Annotated in this window: 18 protein-coding genes; 13 read left to right on the top strand and 5 right to left on the bottom strand. The window is 58.8% G+C overall.

Features of this window, described 5'->3' with window-relative positions; all coding sequences use genetic code 11:
- The first annotated feature begins 3 nt into the window (after positions 1-3).
- Positions 4-1,296, top strand: coding sequence for a serine hydroxymethyltransferase (glyA, locus tag PG871_RS07045; RefSeq protein ID WP_270727671.1), 1,293 nt, complete (start codon positions 4-6; stop codon positions 1,294-1,296).
- 261 nt (positions 1,297-1,557) lie between these two features.
- A complete protein-coding gene (locus PG871_RS07040; RefSeq protein ID WP_270727668.1) occupies positions 1,558-2,346 on the top strand; it encodes a GNAT family N-acetyltransferase in 789 nt (262 codons plus the stop codon).
- Between the two features lie 171 nt (positions 2,347-2,517).
- Here the strand turns inward: PG871_RS07040 and PG871_RS07035 are convergent, their stop codons facing one another.
- Positions 2,518-2,712: a hypothetical protein gene (locus PG871_RS07035; protein WP_270727666.1), complete on the bottom strand. Its 195-nt coding sequence runs from the start codon at positions 2,710-2,712 to the stop codon at positions 2,518-2,520.
- Between the two features lie 334 nt (positions 2,713-3,046).
- Between PG871_RS07035 and PG871_RS07030 the strand changes: the two genes are divergently transcribed.
- Both PG871_RS07030 and PG871_RS07025 read left to right on the top strand, forming a co-directional pair.
- On the top strand, positions 3,047-4,231 hold the full coding sequence (locus PG871_RS07030) for a winged helix-turn-helix domain-containing protein (RefSeq protein ID WP_270727663.1): 1,185 nt from the start codon (positions 3,047-3,049) through the stop codon (positions 4,229-4,231).
- Positions 4,231-5,079 carry a DUF817 domain-containing protein gene (locus PG871_RS07025; RefSeq protein WP_270727661.1) on the top strand — a complete coding sequence of 283 codons (849 nt, stop codon included), beginning with the start codon at positions 4,231-4,233 and terminating at the stop codon, positions 5,077-5,079. The genes PG871_RS07030 and PG871_RS07025 overlap by 1 nt, the downstream gene beginning before the upstream one ends.
- Here PG871_RS07025 and PG871_RS07020 read toward each other — a convergent pair.
- Positions 5,076-5,450 (bottom strand): hypothetical protein, encoded by a 375-nt coding sequence (locus PG871_RS07020; RefSeq protein ID WP_270727659.1) that lies wholly within the window; start codon positions 5,448-5,450, stop codon positions 5,076-5,078. The two genes, PG871_RS07025 and PG871_RS07020, sit on opposite strands and share 4 nt — an antisense overlap.
- 74 nt (positions 5,451-5,524) lie before the next feature.
- Here PG871_RS07020 and PG871_RS07015 point away from each other — a divergent pair, with 74 nt between their 5' ends.
- Entirely contained in the window at positions 5,525-6,295 is a 771-nt protein-coding gene (locus PG871_RS07015) for an alpha/beta fold hydrolase (RefSeq protein ID WP_270727657.1), read from the top strand.
- Here the strand turns inward: PG871_RS07015 and PG871_RS07010 are convergent.
- Positions 6,280-6,465, bottom strand: coding sequence for a CTP synthetase (locus tag PG871_RS07010; RefSeq protein WP_270727655.1), 186 nt, complete (start codon positions 6,463-6,465; stop codon positions 6,280-6,282). The two genes, PG871_RS07015 and PG871_RS07010, sit on opposite strands and share 16 nt — an antisense overlap.
- Before the next feature lie 93 nt (positions 6,466-6,558).
- A complete protein-coding gene (locus PG871_RS07005; RefSeq protein WP_270727652.1) occupies positions 6,559-7,308 on the bottom strand; it encodes a YbaY family lipoprotein in 750 nt (249 codons plus the stop codon).
- Between the two features lie 179 nt (positions 7,309-7,487).
- On the opposite strand from PG871_RS07005, the gene PG871_RS07000 reads away from it, so the two are divergent.
- The 5 genes from PG871_RS07000 (at position 7,488) to PG871_RS06980 (ending at position 13,040) form a co-directional block, all read left to right on the top strand.
- Complete coding sequence (locus tag PG871_RS07000) at positions 7,488-8,156, top strand: response regulator transcription factor (protein WP_270727651.1); 669 nt, start codon at positions 7,488-7,490, stop codon at positions 8,154-8,156.
- Positions 8,157-8,224: 68 nt separating this feature from the next.
- Positions 8,225-9,406, top strand: a complete 1,182-nt coding sequence (locus tag PG871_RS06995; RefSeq protein WP_270727648.1) for an FIST N-terminal domain-containing protein — start codon at positions 8,225-8,227, stop codon at positions 9,404-9,406.
- 1 nt (position 9,407) lies between these two features.
- Positions 9,408-11,621, top strand: coding sequence for a hybrid sensor histidine kinase/response regulator (locus PG871_RS06990; RefSeq protein WP_270727645.1), 2,214 nt, complete (start codon positions 9,408-9,410; stop codon positions 11,619-11,621).
- 151 nt (positions 11,622-11,772) lie between these two features.
- Positions 11,773-12,333 carry a DUF4202 domain-containing protein gene (locus PG871_RS06985; protein ID WP_270727643.1) on the top strand — a complete coding sequence of 187 codons (561 nt, stop codon included), beginning with the start codon at positions 11,773-11,775 and terminating at the stop codon, positions 12,331-12,333.
- Positions 12,330-13,040: a CbiX/SirB N-terminal domain-containing protein gene (locus PG871_RS06980; RefSeq protein ID WP_270727641.1), complete on the top strand. Its 711-nt coding sequence runs from the start codon at positions 12,330-12,332 to the stop codon at positions 13,038-13,040. The genes PG871_RS06985 and PG871_RS06980 overlap by 4 nt, the downstream gene beginning before the upstream one ends.
- Here PG871_RS06980 and PG871_RS06975 read toward each other — a convergent pair.
- Positions 13,037-14,026 carry a LacI family DNA-binding transcriptional regulator gene (locus PG871_RS06975; protein WP_270727636.1) on the bottom strand — a complete coding sequence of 330 codons (990 nt, stop codon included), beginning with the start codon at positions 14,024-14,026 and terminating at the stop codon, positions 13,037-13,039. The two genes, PG871_RS06980 and PG871_RS06975, sit on opposite strands and share 4 nt — an antisense overlap.
- Positions 14,027-14,183: 157 nt before the next feature.
- Here PG871_RS06975 and gap point away from each other — a divergent pair, with 157 nt between their 5' ends.
- Genes gap through edd form a run of 3 tightly spaced genes read left to right on the top strand, consistent with a single transcriptional unit; the run spans position 14,184 to position 18,502 of the window.
- Positions 14,184-15,191, top strand: coding sequence for a type I glyceraldehyde-3-phosphate dehydrogenase (gene gap, locus PG871_RS06970; RefSeq protein WP_270727633.1), 1,008 nt, complete (start codon positions 14,184-14,186; stop codon positions 15,189-15,191).
- 6 nt (positions 15,192-15,197) lie between these two features.
- Positions 15,198-16,652 (top strand): glucose-6-phosphate dehydrogenase, encoded by a 1,455-nt coding sequence (gene zwf / locus PG871_RS06965; protein WP_270727632.1) that lies wholly within the window; start codon positions 15,198-15,200, stop codon positions 16,650-16,652.
- A 41-nt stretch (positions 16,653-16,693) separates the two neighbouring features.
- Positions 16,694-18,502 (top strand): phosphogluconate dehydratase, encoded by a 1,809-nt coding sequence (edd, locus tag PG871_RS06960; RefSeq protein WP_270727629.1) that lies wholly within the window; start codon positions 16,694-16,696, stop codon positions 18,500-18,502.
- Positions 18,503-18,504 lie beyond the last annotated feature (2 nt).

Here is an 18,504-nt window from a genome sequence, read left to right as displayed (position 1 = left end):
TCCATGACTGCGACCCGCGACGCCGGCTTTTTCACAGAGTCCCTGTCTTCCCGTGACCCCGAGCTTTTTGCCTCGATGACCGACGAGCTGGGCCGCCAGCGCGACGAGATCGAGCTGATCGCCTCCGAAAACATCGTCTCCGCGGCGGTGATGGAGGCGCAGGGCTCCGTGCTGACCAACAAATACGCCGAGGGCTATCCCGGTCGCCGATACTACGGTGGGTGCCAATATGTCGACGTGGCCGAGAACCTCGCCATCGACCGCGCCAAACAACTCTTTGGGTGCGACTTCGCCAACGTACAACCCAACTCCGGCAGCCAAGCCAACCAAGGTGTTTTCACCGCCCTTCTGCAGCCCGGCGACACCATTCTGGGCATGTCGCTGGACGCCGGTGGCCACCTGACCCACGGCGCCAAGCCAAACCAATCCGGCAAATGGTTCAACGCCATCCAATACGGCGTGCGCCAACAAGACAGCCTGCTTGACTACGATCAGGTGCAGGCACTTGCGACCGAACACAAACCCAAGCTGATCATCGCCGGTGGCTCCGCCATCCCGCGTCAGATCGACTTTGCCAAGTTCCGCGAAATCGCTGACAGCGTGGGCGCCTATCTGATGGTCGACATGGCGCACTTCGCCGGTCTGGTTGCGGCAGGCGAGCACCCCTCGCCGTTCCCGCACGCAGACGTGGCCACCACCACTACCCACAAAACCCTGCGCGGCCCGCGCGGCGGCATGATCCTCACCAACGATGAGGCCATCGCCAAGAAAGTGAACTCCGCGATCTTCCCAGGCATTCAGGGTGGTCCCTTGATGCACGTGATCGCTGGCAAAGCTGTCGCCTTTGGCGAAGCACTGCGTCCCGAGTTCAAAACCTATCAAAAGCAGGTCCGCGCTAACGCTGTGGCTCTGGCCGATCAGCTGATGAAAGGTGGCCTTGATATCGTCACCGGTGGCACCGACACCCACGTGATGTTGGTCGATTTGCGCCCCAAAAACGTAAAAGGCAACGCCACCGAGAAAGCCTTGGGGCGCGCGTTCATCACTTGCAACAAAAACGGCATCCCGTTTGATCCCGAAAAGCCGATGGTCACCTCCGGCATTCGCCTTGGCACGCCCGCAGGGACGACCCGCGGCTTTGGCGAAGACGAGTTCCGCGCAATTGCCGACATGATTGTCGAAGTGGTCGACGGGCTGGCCGCTAATGGCGAAGAAGGCAATGCCGAGGTTGAGGCATCCGTCAAAGCCAAGGTCGCAGACCTTTGCGCCAAATTCCCGATGTACCCGAACCTGTAAAAACGGCGTTCGAAAATCAAAAGGCCGTCTCTAGGTAAACTGGAGGCGGCCTTTTCTTTTGGGTATGTCCGCAAACGGTGCTGGGAACAGGAAACCGAACAATCGCCGCGGACTGAACTTAAGTCTGCTTTGCGGCTCTAGGCGCCCTTACGCTGCGATTGTGCGAGTGTCCGTTTTAAACGTGTCGAACCATAAACAAGAAATGCCGAGTTGACCGAGTTTAGTTAGAGAATTAGATGCAGGTCTAAAGAAAGCACGAAGATGACACGAATTGTTTCCTTTTCTGAATCCGGTCTTGATCTAGGTGACTTGCACGGCGCCATGCTTGCCGCGTTTTCTGACTATATCGTTCCCTTACAACCGGATGCGGCAACGTTCAGAGCCGCACTGACCTCGAGGGGCTTTGACCCCGAAGCATCTTTTGTCGCCGTCGAAGAAGGTGACATCGTGGGCTTTTGGAATGTCGCAAAGCGCGGCACCAAACGGTATCTGATCGGCAGCGGAACTCGGATTGGCTCCAGAGGCCAGGGATTGGCGTCCCGTTTGGGCAAGGCGGCGATCCAAGCGGCGCAAAATTCCGGAACCGATAGCTTCTGGCTCGAGGTCATCGAGGGAAATACTGGCGCGGAGCGTCTTTATCGGAAGCTGGGCTTTGCTGTGACCAGAAAGCTCGATTGCTACCGGCTTGATCATCCATCTCCCGATCGGTCCTCATGCGAATTGTCGGATTTCGGCACCGTTGCCAATATCATTCAGCGGTATTCGTCATGGAAGCCAACTTGGCAGAATGCCAAGGAAACCATTTGCGGCGCACAGCTGACGTCGTTCCTGCATGACAGAGGCGGCGTCATCATCGGTGCAGGTGGCCTCGTGCATCAGATTGCCGCCAGCGAAACTTCGGCTTTGGAAGACGTCATCGCTACGGCAGCCACAGTCGGGTCGCTAACCTTGGTCAATGTCGATTCCGCTGACAGCGCCTTGTTTTCCCTTCTGCAGGAGCTTGGGGCTCATCGCTTTATCGTGCAGTCTGAAATGCGCCTGTCGTTGTAACAGGTATTCTAGCAGTCGTCCGAGCCAGGCGCGATATTCGGCCAAAAAGAGCTCAGCATGAGAATTCACCGAAATCGACCCACTGTCTGTTTCCGGGATTGCTAGGACCAACATAGAATGCGGGCACAGTCTTTCTTTGCACACTGCCGAGGCGACTTATTGGTCCAATGTCTATTCAGACTGGGCCTTCAACCAACCAATAATATTGGCAGCGGCAGAACCTGAAAAATTGGCAGCCTTTTGCGGGTCATATGAATCCTTGGACGGGTTAAAAACCCGTGCGCTCTTGGCGCCCTTGGGCCTCACCCAAACGCAAGCCAACTCGCCGAATTCATCCGTTTCAGCAACGTACAAAGTATCTTCCATTCTTCACCTTATTTATTTCAAAGCGGCAAAGAGCAGGCACCACGCGATGGCTCCCACAGCAGACTTCTTTCACTTTGAATGTCATTATTTTGGACATAGGCACCGCACATAGTTGCGAACTGGTGCTGGCCTGTTGGGCGGTCTTAACAAAATCGCGGCCAAGAAAAAGCCTAGCATCATCTGCGCGACGGCGACCGGCATCTCTTTGCCGAAGTGTTCCCTTTTTTTTGCCGACAAGTTGGCTCATGCACCCCACGCGCCCCGCCTCATAACACCTCTCTTTCACGGCAAAATTGCTCTTTCTTTGTTCCAAACACCGCGCTAGCGTGCCGCGATGGTTTATCGAATTTTCAACCGCGACGCGCGCCGCTTGTGGCTCTCCAATCAAGGTCTTTCTGAAACCCCTACAGGCCCCGCTGACCCGCTGGCCACAATCCAAAAGCTCGGCTTTGTTCAGCTCGACAGCATTCAAGTTCTGTCGCGCGCGCATCACCATATTCTTTGGTCGCGCAACCAAAACTACCGCGAGCCGATGCTGGACAAACTCTTGGCCGAAGATCGCGCGGTTTTTGAACATTTCACCCATGACGCTAGCGTTTTACCAATCGAAACCTATCCCTACTGGCGCGCGCAATTTAGCCGCCGCAAAGACCGTATGGACGCCAAAGGCTGGTTCAAAACCGCGCTGTCCAAGGTGGATCTGGACGAGATCAAAGGCCGCATCGCCGCCGAAGGGGCCCTTTCGACCGAGGCCTTTGACACAAAAATCGAAGGCCCCAAGGAAATGTGGTCGCGCCCGCCGCACAAACAGGCGCTGGATTACATGTGGTACGCGGGTGACTTGGCCACCTGCTATCGCCAGAACTTCAAAAAGTTCTACAACCTGCCTGACAGGGTCATTCCCGACCACATCCGCGACGCCGATATGCCAGCGGCCACGCAGCAAGACTGGCTTTGCACCGAGGCCGTCGCCCGTCTTGGCTTTGCCACAACTGGCGACATCAAACGGTTTTGGGAGGCCGTAGACACCGCCGACGTCAAAGATTGGGTGGCCAACTCGAACCTGATCGAGGTCGAGGTACAAACCGCCAACCGCCAATGGTTGCCGATGCTGGCCCCGCCCGAAATCGCTGACCGTATCGCAGACACGCCCGCGCCAACATCGCGCCTGCGCATTCTCAACCCTTTCGATCCGGTGATCCGCGATCGCGACCGGCTGTCCCGTCTTTTTGGCATGGACTATCGCATTGAAATCTTTGTGCCCGCCGCCAAACGCATCTGGGGCTACTACGTCTATCCGCTTCTGGAAGGGGACCGTTTCGTGGGACGCTTGGAAGCAAAAGCCGACCGCAAAAAAGGTACGCTTTCCATCACCCGTCTCTGGGCCGAAGGCGGCGTGAAATGGACCGACGCCCGTGCCGCAAAACTCGACGCCGAGTTGGAGCGCATGAGCCGTTTTATTGGCGTGCGTGACATCTTGTGGTCCTGCGACAAAACCCCCGAGCCCGCCCCCGCATAATGACCCGCACGCTGTCAAACACCCGCCTGCTGGAACGCGCCCTAGGCGACTGGATGCGCGCGCGCCTGCCTACAGCACTCACAGAACTTGTGATGTTCTGCCTCAAGATGCTTTGGGCGGGTCTGTTTGGTGGTGCGCTGCTCCTGGGCATGATCGCAACCAATCGCATCTGGCAACCGGATTGGTCGATCGCGCGTTACGACGCCCTGCTGATTTACGCCATCGCTTTGCAGGTTTTGTTCCTGTCCCTGCGCATGGAAAGCTGGCGCGAGGCCCGCGTGATCCTTCTTTTCCACCTCACCGGCACCGCGATGGAGATCTTCAAGGTCAACGCCGGCAGCTGGGCCTATCCCGGTGACGGGCTGATCAAACTCTGGAACGTGCCGCTGTATTCAGGGTTCATGTACGCGTCTGTCGGCTCGTTCATGGCCCGTGCTATCCGGCTGTTTGACATGCGCTTCACACCCTATCCGCCTTTCTGGGCAACCATGCTGCTGGCCTGCGCGATCTATGCCAACTTCTTCGCGCATCACTTCCTGCCGGACATCCGGCTGGCATTGTTTGCGGCCACCGTTCTGCTCTTTCTCAAGACCCGCATTTACTTCCGCATCGGCGCAAACTGGTATTGGATGCCACTGCCACTCGCAGCATTTCTCTCCAGCATCTTCCTGTGGCTCGCTGAAAACATTGGCACTGCCACCAAGGTTTGGCTCTATCACGGCCAATCCGCCAACGACTGGGTCAGCCTCGCCAAAATGGGCAGCTGGTATCTCTTGCTTTATGTCAGTTTCACCACGGTCACAGTGGTCTTCCGCGATGCGCTCATGCGCGACCACAGGCGCCCCTAAATATAGCCCTGCCAGCGCAGAAACAGGATCACCAGCGCCGTCAACACAATCAGGTTAAAGCTCAGCGAGCCGAGCACATCCAGTATCCGGTCAACACGGCGCTCACGCCGATCCACGGTTTTCAGATGCGCCGAGATCGACTCAAACGCTTTTCGCACCCGCGCGTCATCCATCTGACGCGCCAGCTTGGGATGGCCGATCAACCCGCGGGCCTCCTCGATCACTGCGGCCTCTTTGTGCAGCCAGTTCGGAACCCGTCGCCCGATCTTTTTCATCGCTTTGGTCAATGACTTGCTGCGCACGCCGAACTTGGCCTTTGCCAAAGCCAGCACAGCGCGCGTTTCTTGATCAAGAGTCTCTGCATCCATCATCCCGCCTGTTTAAGGCCTTGCCGCGTCACACTCAACTCTGGAACCCCGCACCATTGCGCACTATTCATTGCCGTATGCTGAATGTTATTGACCACGGTCCCGCCAACACCAACGAACCGCCGCTCCTGATTGTGCATGGCCTGTTTGGTTCTGGCCGCAACTGGGGCGCGATTGCCAAACGGCTGTCGCCAAACCGCCGCGTGATCGCCGTGGATCAGCGCAACCATGGCAACTCGCCATGGTTTGACAGTCACACCTACGAAGATATGGCCGCCGATCTGGCTGAGGTCATCACGCATTTTGGCGGACGCATGGACGTGTGCGGGCATTCAATGGGCGGCAAGGCAGCCATGGTTCTTGCGCTCACCCGCCCTGATCTCGTCAACCGCCTGATCGTGGCTGACATCGCCCCAGTGACCTACGGCCACGATCAGAACCAAAACATCCAAGCCATGCGGTCGGTTGATCTCACCAAAGTCACAAAACGGGCCGATGCTTCGGCACAATTGGCCGCTCATATTCCTGACACCACATTACAAAGCTTCTTCACACAATCGCTGGATGTCAAAGAACAGCGCTGGCGTCTAAATCTTGATGTGCTGGACACCGAGATGCCGAAGATTCTTTCTTTTCCGGACATCTCAGGTCGGTTCGAGGGTCCAACCTTGTTTCTGTCCGGCGCAAATTCGGACTATGTGGCACCCGAACACCGCCCAACGATCCGCGAAAAATTTCCCAAGGCCCGTTTCGCCAAAATCACTGGCGCGGGCCACTGGCTGCACGCGGAAAAGCCGCGCGAATTTGTCGCCTCGGTCGAGGCATGGCTGTCTCACTCTGCGTCGTAAATCCGTTTGGCGATGACCCAGCTGATCGGAAAGGCGATCAGAAAGCCTGCGACGGCGGCTCCAAGGATGGTCCACAGCCCGCCAAATCCGGCAACCAATGCAACCACGATGGCCACGCCGGACAGGGTGGCGCCAATAAACAGATGCAGGATCAGGCTCAATTGCAGCATGGTGTCGCTCCCTTTTCTGAGCCTTTCCTAGCTGCCAAAACCACGTGCACGCAACGCGGCCTTATGGCGCGACATGTCAACGCAAACCGCCGCTCACTCCGCCATCAACCGCATAACCTCGCGACCATCCGCATCCACCAACGCGGCACCGTTTTGCACGTTATATCCTGTCACCCGCTCCAGCGCGGCAAAGAACTGCGTTTCCTGCGCGCCCAATGCCGCGGGGCACGCCATGCGCGTACTGGCCAACGGCCCAAACGCAAAACCTCCTGCGCTTATGTCCACGCTGCCGGTAAAGCGATTGCACCCACTGCTGCCGCTCACGCGCCCATCCGCGTCAAAGCGCATCTGCGGTAGCCTTTCGGACTGCAGCTCTTTGCCATCAAGGACCACCACCAGCCACTCCGATGATGTTAAAACATCTGGCATTTCTGCGGCTTCTTGCATCGGCATCTTCTCCAACATCACATCCACGGTCTCCGGTGCCCCTCGCGTTAAGGCAGGAAACACCGATGTCGTGCGCCACAACACGTCGCCGTCCACCACGATCTTGGCCTGCACCGCATAGCTGTGCGCGTCGCGCACCATCGCATCGTCATAACTCATTCGATACGCCACCGGCACATTGCCCTCAGGACGCAACACAATCCGCGCCAACTCAACCGACGGCGCATCGGCTAGAGAAATATCCTGCAACGACACCTCGACTCTCGCACCTTCCGGCATCGCAATCCGCTCGCGATAGCTCACGCTGCCGCTCAGGTCCCGGATCTCCGCCACTGCCACACCCGCCGCGCCAAACAATGCCGCCGCCACAAGACCGATTTTCCAAAACTGAGCCATCTCGCACCTTTTCTCACACAACCTACGCCACCCTAACCCAGCTTTCGCACCAGACAAGAACCCGTCGCGCCATACGCGTCTTCCCGCCCAACACCACCTGACCGCTACGACCTTTGGCCCCCTTGGATTCGCCTTGCACTTTGTTAGGCTGACCGCCTAACTCTTGTGACATGACCCAAATGCCTGATCTTGCTCGCCAATCGTTGCGTAACCGCTTCAAAACAGCCCTCGTGGTCGACGACCACCCGCTGTTTTGCGACGCATTGGTGATGACCTTACAGGCGGTCTCGCCAGTCGAGATCGTCACCACCGCCGCCAGCTTGGCAGAGGCTCTGACCGCACTTGACGACAGCACACCAGACATCGTCGTGCTTGATCTCAATCTGCCGGACGTCAACGGCTTTGACGGGCTGATCCGTCTGCGCAAGGCCACCCGCGCCGCGATCCTTGTGGTGTCCTCCATGGCCGACGCCCGAACAATCAATGCCGCGCTCTCTGCAGGTGCGGCCGGTTTTGTGCCCAAACACAGCCAACGTGACATGTTCCGCCGCGCGCTTGAAACCATCGGGCGAAACGAAACTTTCGTGCCCGAAGACCATATGACCGAGGCCGACACCGCCACCCAAGAGGCGGTCGCCCGCCTTGCCTCGTTGACCACGCAACAGTCGCGCATCCTCGAATTGATATGCGAAGGCAAACTCAACAAACAAATCGCTTTTGACTTGTCGATTGCCGAAACCACGGTCAAAGCCCATGTCACTGCAATCATGCGTAAACTTGGCGTTCATTCCCGCACCCAAGCGGTGCTGATCGCCAAAGAAGCCAGCTTCGACGAGTACTTGCGCTAAGCCACATCACGCGCCTAAGCTGCGCGGGCGGTCCTGGGGAGAGACCGCCAAAGGGAGGAGATCACATAATGGACGGCGTGACCGACCAGTCCCGCCACCCTGTTCAGCGGAAGGAGGAGGCCGCTGGACTTGTGCGTCGTGGGTTTGCCCCCTGCGAGGCGCCGGACGCCATAGATCGTCTGGTGACCGCGCTCGGAAGCGACCCGCTGGCGCTGGTGATCCTCTTCCTCTCCCCGCAAACACCCCTGCCCGCGTTTCTGAAGTCCGCTCAAGGCCGTTTCGGCGCAGCGCAAGTGGTCGGCTGCACCACGGCAGGCGAGCTTGGCGCCGAAGGCTATACCGAAGGTGAAATCGTCGCCATCGGCTTCCCTAATGCGCATTTTGCCGCCAGCACGCTCTTGATTGACGACCTCAACGACATCCGCGCCTCAGACCGCATTTCGCAGATGATCCAGAACCGCAACGCTCTGGCCACCAGCCACCCTGACTGGCAATCTGAATTTGCCTTTCTGATGGTTGACGGCCTGTCGCTGCGCGAAGACGCTTTGGTCAATGAAATCGCGCTCGGCCTCGGCCCTGTGCCCCTTTTTGGCGGATCTGCCGGCGACGGCGAAGACTTCGACCAAACCCACCTGATCCATGGCGGCCAAATCCACGACAACGCCGCAATCCTTGTGCAGGTGCGCTCCAATTGTCCGGTGCGCGTCTTTAAAACCGATCACCTGCAACCCACCGACGCCCGCATGGTTGTCACCGCGGCCGACCCCGCCAAACGGTTGGTGCACGACATCAACGCCGAACCCGCCGCCCGCGAATACGCCCGCATTCTCGGCAAAGACCCGGAACAACTCTCGACCTTCACCTTTGCGGCCCACCCCGTTGTGGTGCGCATCGGCGATCAAACCCACGTCCGCGCCATTCAGCGCGTGGCGGACAATGGCGATCTGGTGTTCTTCTCTGCCATCGACGAAGGCATGGTGCTGACGCTGGCTGAACCCGAAGACATGGTCGCCCATCTGGACCGCGAACTCTCCGCCCTATCCAACGCCAGATCGCCCGACATGATCCTCGGCTGTGATTGCCTGCTGCGCCGGGTCGAGGCCACACAGAAACAGATGACCACCGGCCTTTCTGAGGTCATGGCCCGCCACAACGTTGTCGGCTTCTCCACCTACGGCGAACAGCTCAACTCGATGCACGTGAACCAGACCTTCACCGGCGTCGCGATCTACCCGCCCGAAAGCGCCTGATATGGCCAATTCGCTGATCAATCCAACCGACACGCTTGTGCGGCAAAACGAGAAACTGCTCACCATTGTCGACACGCTGATGCGCCGCGCCGAACAAGGTCCCGACACCTCCGGCATGGCCTACGCACAGTTCGAGCGCGCCGTGATGCTCGAAGAAGAAGTCCGCGCCCGCACCCGCGAACTCGAACACGCGCTGGACCTGCTCAATTCCTCCAACGCCCAGCTGGCCACAGCCAACGCCGAGGCCGAAGCCGCCCGCGCCAACCTCGCAAACGCCATCGAAACGGTACAAGAAGGCTTTGCTCTTTTTGACGCCGACGAAAACCTCGTCATGTGCAACTCGCGCTTCGGCAAACACATGCGCGACGTGCACACCCGCTTTCAGCCAGGCCTGCCCTTCCGTGACTACGTGCACCTTGTCTCCCAAAGCCCGCACCTGGAATTGCCCGACGGCGAGACCCCCGCGCAATGGGCCGCCCAACGCATGGCACGCCACAAAGAACAACACGTGGTGTTCAACGCCCGCATGGCAGGCGATCGCTGGCTACAAGTCAGCGAACATCGCACGCGCGACGGCGGCACTGTGGTTTTGCAAACCGACGTGACCGACATGATGTTGCTGGAACGTCAGGAACGCGAACGTCTCAAGGACGATCAGGCTCAGCTGATCAAAGCCACGCTGGAGCATCTCAACCAAGGCGTTGGCATCTTTGATTCTGAGGCCCGCCTTGTGGGCTGGAACCGCCGCATGAGCGAACTGCTCTCCATACAGATCGGCCGCTTCCGTGTCGGGCAGACCTTTGGCTCCATCTTTGACCAACTCCGTCGCAAAGTGTCCTTTGCCTCTGCGCAAGATGCCGAAGCTCTCCCGCATTGGACCGCCCGCAAAGGCCGCCGTGCGCCGCTCAACTTCGAGGTTGAAATAGGTCAGGACCGCACTCTTGCGGTCTTTGCCCAACAAATGCCAGACGGCGGCTTTGTGATTTCCTTCACCGACATCACCGCCGAACGCGCCGCCATACGCGCAATTTCACAGGTCAATGAAACACTGGAGCAGCGTGTAACCGAACGCACGCTGGAACTGGAGGCCGCTCTGGCCGAGGCCGAACGCGCCAATGCTTCCAAGTCGCGCTTCGTTGCCGCCGCCAGTCATGACCTGCTGCAACCTCTGTCCGCCGCCAAACTATATATGGCGTCGCTTGACACCGATCTGACCGACGCGGACCAACGCGAACGCCTCTCCAAAGCCAGCAACGCCTTGCAAAGCGTCGAACACATCCTTGGCGCATTGCTGGACATCTCGCGACTGGATTCAGGCCGCGCCGCGGTGCATGTCACCGAAATCCCGATCGACGTGATGCTGCATCAACTCCACGATGAAATGGCCCCGCTGGCCGCTGTCAAGGGACTGCGCTTTGATGTGAATTCGCAGGCGGCGCATGTGACGTCCGACGCCACCTACCTGCGCCGCATTTTGCAAAACCTGATCTCCAACGCCTTGCGCTATACTGATCAAGGCAACGTGTCGGTGACCGTCAGACACCAACGCAATCGCGTCGTGGTCACCGTCCACGACACTGGCCCCGGCATTCCACCGGAACAACAGGACAAAGTCTTTGACGAATTTCACCGCGTCAACGCCGCCGCCAGCCCCGCCGAGGGGCTTGGCCTCGGTCTCGCGATTGTCGACCGCGCCTGCCGCCTGCTGGATCACCCGTTAACGCTGCAATCCACCCCCGGTTCTGGCACCCGGATCTCTGTCGATTTGCCTTTGGCTGCCCCCAGCCATGCGTCCGTCGCTGCGGTAGAAGACCGCATCGCAGAAACGCCGCTGACACACCGGATTGTGCTGTTGGTGGAAAACGACACCGACCTGCGCAACGCCATATCCATGACACTTGAGAACTGGGGGGCGGATGTGCTGGCCTGCGAAGGGTATGCTGAGGCGGTCGCGCTTCTTCAAGAAATCGACATCGCCCCGGACGTGATCCTTGCCGACCATCAGCTGGACGACGGCGCAACCGGCACTGGCCTGATCGCTGATTTGCGCGCCACCTACGGCGCGCTGCCGGCTGTGGTGATCACCGCCAACCGTGACCCCATCGTGCAATCCGATGCCGCCGCGCTCAACGCCCCGCTGCTCTACAAACCCCTGGATCTCGATGCTCTGCGGGCCGCGCTCGAAACCCATGTTGCTCCAGATTTAAAAACCTAAAGTCGGCCACTGCTCGCCCTCCGCCGCGCTCAGAAAGCTGCCAAACGACAACGTCGCGTTACCGAGGCAATACCGACGCGATGCAGACAGCCCTTTCGCCCGTCTCCGTCACGCTCTAAATTCACCCCAAACCTTTCAACCGGAGCGCCCCATGTCCAAGTTAGACACCGTCCTCGCCGCCATTGATGCTGCCAATGCAAAAGACCACCGCATGGACGAAGGTCAGCCCGAAGATTTGCTTTACGGTCAACGCATGAGCGCCGAGTGTGATCGACTTTTTCCCAATGCTTCCGAGGTGTTACAGATTGCGGCCCGCGGTCAGCACACCGAGCGCTGGGTGCTGAAACGCGCCGATTTCCCCGAAGGCCGCGCTGGCTATCTGAAATGGCGCCGCGACCTTGGCGCGCATCATGCCACACGTGTGGGGGAACTCATGGCCGAGGCCGGATATGGCGAAGATGAGATTGCCGAGGCTTCCGCCATGTTGCGCAAAGAAGGCATCAAGCGCAACGATCAGGTGCAAGCCCTTGAGGACATTATCTGTTTTGTCTTCATCAAATGGTATTTCGCTCCGTTTTCCGGTAAGCATTCGCCTGAAAAAATTCTCGATATCGTTGCCAAGACTGCACGCAAAATGTCCGCCGAAGCCCGCGTCCGCGCGCTTGCGGAATTCGACCTGCCTGCTGATCTGGCGGCCGCTTTCGACGTATGACCACACCCCCAAAACAGGCGCTGATCGTAGCGCACGGCCAGCCCTCAGATCCCGAACCGCCCGAACTTTGGCTGGCTGAATTTGCGGCGCAAGTCGCCGCTTTGCTACCGGATTGGGCCATAAAATCTGCCACCATCGCCAAGCCGGAAGCCCTTGAAAATCAAGCGCTTAATTTGAATGACGGTGCAATGGTCTTTCCGATGTTCATGGCTGACGGATGGTTTGTCGGCCGCGTCCTGCCGCGGCGCTTGAAGGGGCAGAACCTGCGCATTTTACCGCCGCTGGGGTTCCACTCCGAACTGCCTCCCCTCGCCGCCGCTTTGATCCAAGATCATCTCAGCGCGCAAAACTGGGCCGAATCCGAAACGCACCTCCTGCTCGCAGGTCATGGCTCCGCCAAAGGTGACAAGGCCGCGCTATCTACCCGAAATTTCGCCGGTACTCTCGCTGAGTTGCTGCCAGAAATTGATATTGTTCAGGGACTTATCGAAGAAAGCCCCTTCATATTTGACGCCGCCCGCGACCTTGGCGACCGTGCCATGTGCCTGCCGTTTTTCGCCCTCGAAGGGGGGCATTGCAAGTTTGACATCCCACAAGCCCTCGACGCAGCCGGCTTTTCCGGTCTTCGCCTACCGCCATTGGGCCACGCAGCAGCTTTGCCCGCGTTGGTCGCACAAGCCCTTAAAGAGTCACGTAAAAACGCCTAGAGCGATTGACCGCGAATGGCTTGAGGCTCCAACTGGACCAATTGCGCGGCGTTGGGCGCGTCCAGAATAATTTGCGCCGCCGCCTCACCAATCGCAAGCCGATGCGCGTCCGTTGTTGCAAGCTTTATCGGCAGCCCGCGCAGCAGGTTCAAGTTATTAAACCCCGCCAAAGCCAATTGATCCGGCACCGAGATTCCGGCGGCAACGCAATGCATATAGGCGCCAACGCTCATCACATCGCTGCTGAAATACAAACACTCCAGATCCGGCGTCCGCGCCAACAAGTCTTTGGTCAGCAGGTGCCCGTTTTCGATCGACGAGGCACCCGAGTACAATTCCTGATCGGCCAGCAAAACACCCGCCTTTTCAAGTTCTTGCAAAAAACCGGCCAAACGTTTTTCAGCCCGGAAATCCTGCGGCATCTTTGTCCCGATGAACCCGATCCGCCGATACCCTGCGTCCAGAATTTCCCGCGCCATTGCCCGACCGGCCGCCAGATGGGAAATGCCCACACAATGGCGGACCGGATCTCCGTCGACATCCATTACTTCAACCACCGGACAATCCGCATTCGCCATCATTTTGCGCGCGGCGTCTGTATGTTCCAGCCCGGCAACAACAATGCCCGCCGGACGCCAGCTCAGCATCTCGCGGATCACTTCTTCTTCTTCGTCCAAATCATAAGCCGTGACTCCGATCACCGGCTTAAGCGGCGTGTCTTTCAGCTTCGAAGAAATACCGGACAAAACCTCAGGGAACACCGACGAATTCAGGCTCGGCACCACCACACCAACAAGATTGACCTTATTAGACGCCAGCGCGCCCGCGATGCGATTGGGCACATACCCAACGTCTTTGGCGATCTGCTCGACTTTTTCGCGTGTGCGTACAGACACATCCGGTGCGCCCCGCAACGCCCGCGACGCGGTCATTTCGCTCACACCAGCCAAATTGGCGATGTCTTTCAAAAGAAGCTTTTTCCCCATGGCGCGATGCTCTGACACCTGCCCCCAAACCGCAAGCTTAAAACTTGTGATGGAAACTGTGCCGCAATCCCCTTGATTATTAATTCGGACGCGTATACCGATAGCGCTAACGGTAGCGCAATCGATTTGCGCTTGTCTACGGGTTAGGAGTTTTAGGATGACCACGAAGATTGCAATCAACGGTTTCGGCCGCATCGGCCGCGGCGTTTTGCGGGCCCTGATCGAAAGCGGCGCAAATGATATCGAGGTTGTGGCGATCAACGATCTGTCCCCCAACGACCACCTCGTTCACCTTCTGAAATACGACAGCGTACACGGCCGCCTGAACGCCGATGTCTCGCTGGACGGCGACGTCATGACCGTCGGCGCTCAATCGATCCGTCTCACCGCGATCCGCAACCCCGAAGAACTGCCTTGGTCCGACGTGGATGTTGCCTTTGAATGTACTGGTATTTTCACGGCCAAAGACAAGGCAGAGCTGATCCTGAAAAGCGGCGCGAAACGTGTGCTGGTTTCCGCGCCGGGCAAAGATGCTGACAAAACCATCGTGTTTGGCGTGAACGACGACACGCTCACAGCGGATGACATTATCGTCTCCAACGCATCCTGCACCACCAACTGTTTGGCGCCCGTCGCGCAGGTCCTTAAGGACACCGTCGGCATCAAAACCGGCTACATGACGACGATCCACGCCTATACCGGGGATCAGCCGACGCATGACACAAACCACAAGGATCTTTACCGCGCCCGCGCCGCGGCATTGTCGATGATCCCCACGTCCACCGGCGCCGCCCGCGCGATCTCTCTGGTGCTGCCAGAACTCGCAGGCAAACTCGAAGGCTCCGCCATTCGTGTGCCCACAGCCAATGTTTCGATGGTGGATCTGGTGATCGTACCAGAGAAAACCACATCCACGGACGCCATCAACGCCGCCATGAAAGCCGCCGCCGAAGGCCCCCTCAAGGGCGTACTTGGGTATGAAGACGCGCCGCTCGTGTCGATCGATTTCAACCACGATCCGCATTCTTCTATTTTTGCCCCGGCGCAAACAAGCGTCACAGACGAAGGCCTCGTGCGTGTGGTAAGCTGGTATGACAACGAGTGGGGGTTCTCCAACCGCATGCTCGACACCGGCCGGCGCATCGCCGCATTGCTTAAAGGGTAAGAACACATGGTCGCTCGCGTCATCCCGGTATCCCCATTCGATCTGGTGATCTTCGGCGCGACGGGTGATCTGGCCCGGCGCAAGATCCTGCCGGGCCTGTTCCTGCGCTTCAAATCGGGCCAAATGCCCGAAGGCGCGCGCATCATCGGGTCCGCCCGCTCCGACTTTGACAGCGCCGAATTCCGCAAAGTGATTGGCGCGGCCCTCACCGAATTCCTCGACGAAGAACATCGTCCTGCCGACATGCTCACAGCCTTTCTTGACCGGCTGGAATATGTCCACATCGACGCTATGGGTGACACTGGTTGGGACGCGCTCAAAGGTATCTTGCGCGAAGATGTGATCCGCACGTTCTATTTGTCAGTGTCACCATCGCTCTTTGGTGCCATCGCTGAACGGCTCAGCATCCACGGCGTCGCCACGCCCGAAAGTCGCATTGTTGTGGAAAAGCCCTTCGGGCACGACCTCGCCTCAGCCCAAGCCCTGAACACGGATTTGTTGCGCCACTTTTCCGAGCACCAAATCTATCGCATCGACCACTATCTGGGCAAAGAAACCGTCCAAAACCTCATGGCGTTGCGCTTTGCCAATTCTTTGTTTGAGCCGTTGTGGAATTCGACACACATCGACCATGTCCAAATCACCGTCGCCGAAAGCCTCGGCGTCGGCGGACGTGGCGGCTACTACGATCAATCCGGCGCAATGCGTGACATGGTGCAAAACCACCTAATGCAGCTCTTGTGCCTCACCGCGATGGAGCCGCCTTCCAAATTTGCCTCCAATTCTGTGCGCGACGAAAAGGTCAAGGTGATCGAAGCGCTCGATCCGGTCAAAAGCGAAGACGTCGTGCGCGGGCAATATCGTGCAGGGCGCGACGCACCAAGCTATTTTGAAGACGTAGAAAACGACGACAGCCGCACCGAGAGCTTTATTGCCATGAAGCTCAAAATAGCCAACTGGCGGTGGGCCGGCACACCGTTTTATTTGCGCACCGGCAAACGCCTTCGCGACCGCGTCAGCGAGATCACTGTGGTTTTCCGCGATCCGCCGCACATGATATTTCCCAATCCGATGGAGGGACGCAAAGGCAACGCCCTGATCATCCGTCTGCAACCGGACGAAGGCATCACGCTGCGCACCACTATCAAAGAACCCGGTCCCGGCGGCATGCGCCTGACTGAGGTCGATATGGACATGACATTCGCCGACGCGCTTGGTTCCGATTTGCACACGCAGGACGCCTACGAGCGGCTGATCATGGACGTGATCCGCGGCGATCAGACGCTGTTCATGCGTGGAGACGAAGTCGAAGCTGCCTGGAGCTGGGCAGACCCGTTGATTGCCAATTGGCAAGAAAGTGGCAAACGCCCTGTGCCTTATGATGTCGGCAGTTCCGGCCCCGAAGAAGCCCTTATGCTCTTGCACCGCGACGGACGCCGCTGGCGCCCAATTGGCGCCTGACGCCACCAAACAGACGCGATTTATCAGGAAGGAAGGCTCCCATGCCGATCCACCCAACTTTGCAGGCGGTCACAGACCGCATCATCGCCCGCAGCGCGCCAACCCGCGGCGCGTATCTCGCGCGGATGGCCCAGGCCCGCAAACAAGGCCCCGCCCGCGCGCATCTGTCGTGTTCCGGTCAGGCCCACACTTATGCGGCAACCGGCGAAGACCAAGACGCGCTCGCAACGCAAAGCGCTGGTCATCTTGGCATCGTTACCGCTTACAACGATATGCTCTCGGCGCACCAGCCGTTTGAAACCTATCCTGCCGCCATCAAGGAAGCAGTCCGCACCATTGGCGGCACCGCACAGGTCGCGGGCGGCGTTCCGGCCATGTGTGACGGCGTCACCCAAGGTGAAGCGGGCATGGAGCTCTCTCTTTTCTCGCGCGACGCCATTGCAATGGGCGTTGGCGTGGCCCTGTCGCACAATGTGTTTGACGCAACCGTCTTCCTTGGTGTTTGCGACAAGATCGTGCCCGGCCTGATCATCGGCGCACAAGCATTTGGCCACCTTCCGGCGGTCTTCCTGCCTGCAGGTCCGATGACCTCCGGCATCTCCAACGACGAGAAATCCGAAGTCCGTAAAAAATTCGCGACCGGAGAGATTGGCCGCGACGAACTGCTGAAATCCGAAATGGCCGCCTATCACGGCCCGGGCACCTGCACCTTCTACGGCACCGCCAACACCAACCAGATGCTGATGGAGTTCATGGGCCTGCACCTGCCCGGCTCCTCCTTCGTTAATCCCGGCACCGACCTGCGCGACGCTCTGACCCGCGAAGGCGCCAAACGTGCTCTGTCGCTGTCGGCCCTTGGCAACGATTATACGCCGGTCTGTGACGTGCTGGACGAGAAAGCTTACGCCAACGGCATTGTTGGTCTTATGGCCACGGGCGGCTCTACCAACCTTCTGATCCACCTGATCGCCATGGCCCGCGCCGGCGGCGTCATTCTGGATTGGCAGGACTTTGCAGACCTGTCCGACGTGGTGCCTCTGATCGCGCGCGTCTATCCCAACGGCTTGGCAGACGTGAACCATTTCCACGCCGCCGGCGGACTTGGCTACATGATCGGCCAACTCTTGGGTGCAGGCTATCTGCACGGCGACACCAAGACCGTCACCGGCGCAGGCCTTGCCAGCTACACGTCTGAACCTTTCTTGGATAACGGCGCGCTCACGTGGCGCGAAGGCCCCAAAGACAGCCTGAACGAGCAAATCGTGCGGCCCGCCGACAACCCGTTTCAGGAGACCGGCGGTCTGTCGCGCCTGACCGGCAACCTCGGCACCGGTGTGATGAAAGTCTCTGCCGTGGCGACTGAAAACCGGGTGATCGAGGCCCCTGCCCGCATATTCCACGACCAGAACGAAGCCAAAGAGGCATTCAAAGCTGGCGAGCTGACTGAGGATGTGGTGATTGTCGTCCGTTTCCAAGGCCCGAAAGCCAACGGCATGCCTGAGCTGCATTCCATGACGCCGTTCCTGTCGATCATGCAAGGTCGCGGTCAAAAAGTGGCTCTTGTCACCGACGGGCGCATGTCCGGTGCGTCAGGCAAAATTCCGTCCGCGATCCACGTGGTCCCCGAAGCGCTCGATGGTGGCCCAATCGCCAAACTGCGCGACGGCGACATGGTGCGGGTGGACGCCACCACAGGCGCGCTCGAAGTGCTTGCTGAGGGTTTTCTTGAGCGTGATGTGGTCACTGCCGACCTTTCTGCCTATCAACATGGCACCGGCCGCGAACTCTTTGGCCTGTTCCGCAACGCCGTGACATCTGCCGACACCGGCGCAACCGTATTTGGAGCCTGACA

The sequence above is a fragment of the Shimia sp. Alg240-R146 genome (genome assembly GCF_947331465.1).
Classification (GTDB): domain Bacteria; phylum Pseudomonadota; class Alphaproteobacteria; order Rhodobacterales; family Rhodobacteraceae; genus Shimia.
Note: the sequence above shows the minus strand (reverse complement) of the source record. Positions and strands in the feature narration are given on the sequence as shown.

Coding starts and splice junctions, on each gene's coding strand:
- PG871_RS07040 (WP_270727668.1), top strand. CDS start 1,558: ATGACACGAATTGTTTCCTTTTCTGAATCCGGTCTTGATCTAGGTGAC.
- PG871_RS06975 (WP_270727636.1), bottom strand. CDS start 14,026: ATGGGGAAAAAGCTTCTTTTGAAAGACATCGCCAATTTGGCTGGTGTG.
- PG871_RS07020 (WP_270727659.1), bottom strand. CDS start 5,450: ATGATGGATGCAGAGACTCTTGATCAAGAAACGCGCGCTGTGCTGGCT.
- PG871_RS07030 (WP_270727663.1), top strand. CDS start 3,047: ATGGTTTATCGAATTTTCAACCGCGACGCGCGCCGCTTGTGGCTCTCC.
- PG871_RS07005 (WP_270727652.1), bottom strand. CDS start 7,308: ATGGCTCAGTTTTGGAAAATCGGTCTTGTGGCGGCGGCATTGTTTGGC.
- glyA (WP_270727671.1), top strand. CDS start 4: ATGACTGCGACCCGCGACGCCGGCTTTTTCACAGAGTCCCTGTCTTCC.
- zwf (WP_270727632.1), top strand. CDS start 15,198: ATGGTCGCTCGCGTCATCCCGGTATCCCCATTCGATCTGGTGATCTTC.
- PG871_RS07000 (WP_270727651.1), top strand. CDS start 7,488: ATGCCTGATCTTGCTCGCCAATCGTTGCGTAACCGCTTCAAAACAGCC.
- PG871_RS06995 (WP_270727648.1), top strand. CDS start 8,225: ATGGACGGCGTGACCGACCAGTCCCGCCACCCTGTTCAGCGGAAGGAG.
- PG871_RS07015 (WP_270727657.1), top strand. CDS start 5,525: ATGCTGAATGTTATTGACCACGGTCCCGCCAACACCAACGAACCGCCG.
- PG871_RS07035 (WP_270727666.1), bottom strand. CDS start 2,712: ATGGAAGATACTTTGTACGTTGCTGAAACGGATGAATTCGGCGAGTTG.
- PG871_RS06980 (WP_270727641.1), top strand. CDS start 12,330: ATGACCACACCCCCAAAACAGGCGCTGATCGTAGCGCACGGCCAGCCC.
- PG871_RS07010 (WP_270727655.1), bottom strand. CDS start 6,465: ATGCTGCAATTGAGCCTGATCCTGCATCTGTTTATTGGCGCCACCCTG.
- PG871_RS06985 (WP_270727643.1), top strand. CDS start 11,773: ATGTCCAAGTTAGACACCGTCCTCGCCGCCATTGATGCTGCCAATGCA.
- edd (WP_270727629.1), top strand. CDS start 16,694: ATGCCGATCCACCCAACTTTGCAGGCGGTCACAGACCGCATCATCGCC.
- PG871_RS07025 (WP_270727661.1), top strand. CDS start 4,231: ATGACCCGCACGCTGTCAAACACCCGCCTGCTGGAACGCGCCCTAGGC.
- PG871_RS06990 (WP_270727645.1), top strand. CDS start 9,408: ATGGCCAATTCGCTGATCAATCCAACCGACACGCTTGTGCGGCAAAAC.
- gap (WP_270727633.1), top strand. CDS start 14,184: ATGACCACGAAGATTGCAATCAACGGTTTCGGCCGCATCGGCCGCGGC.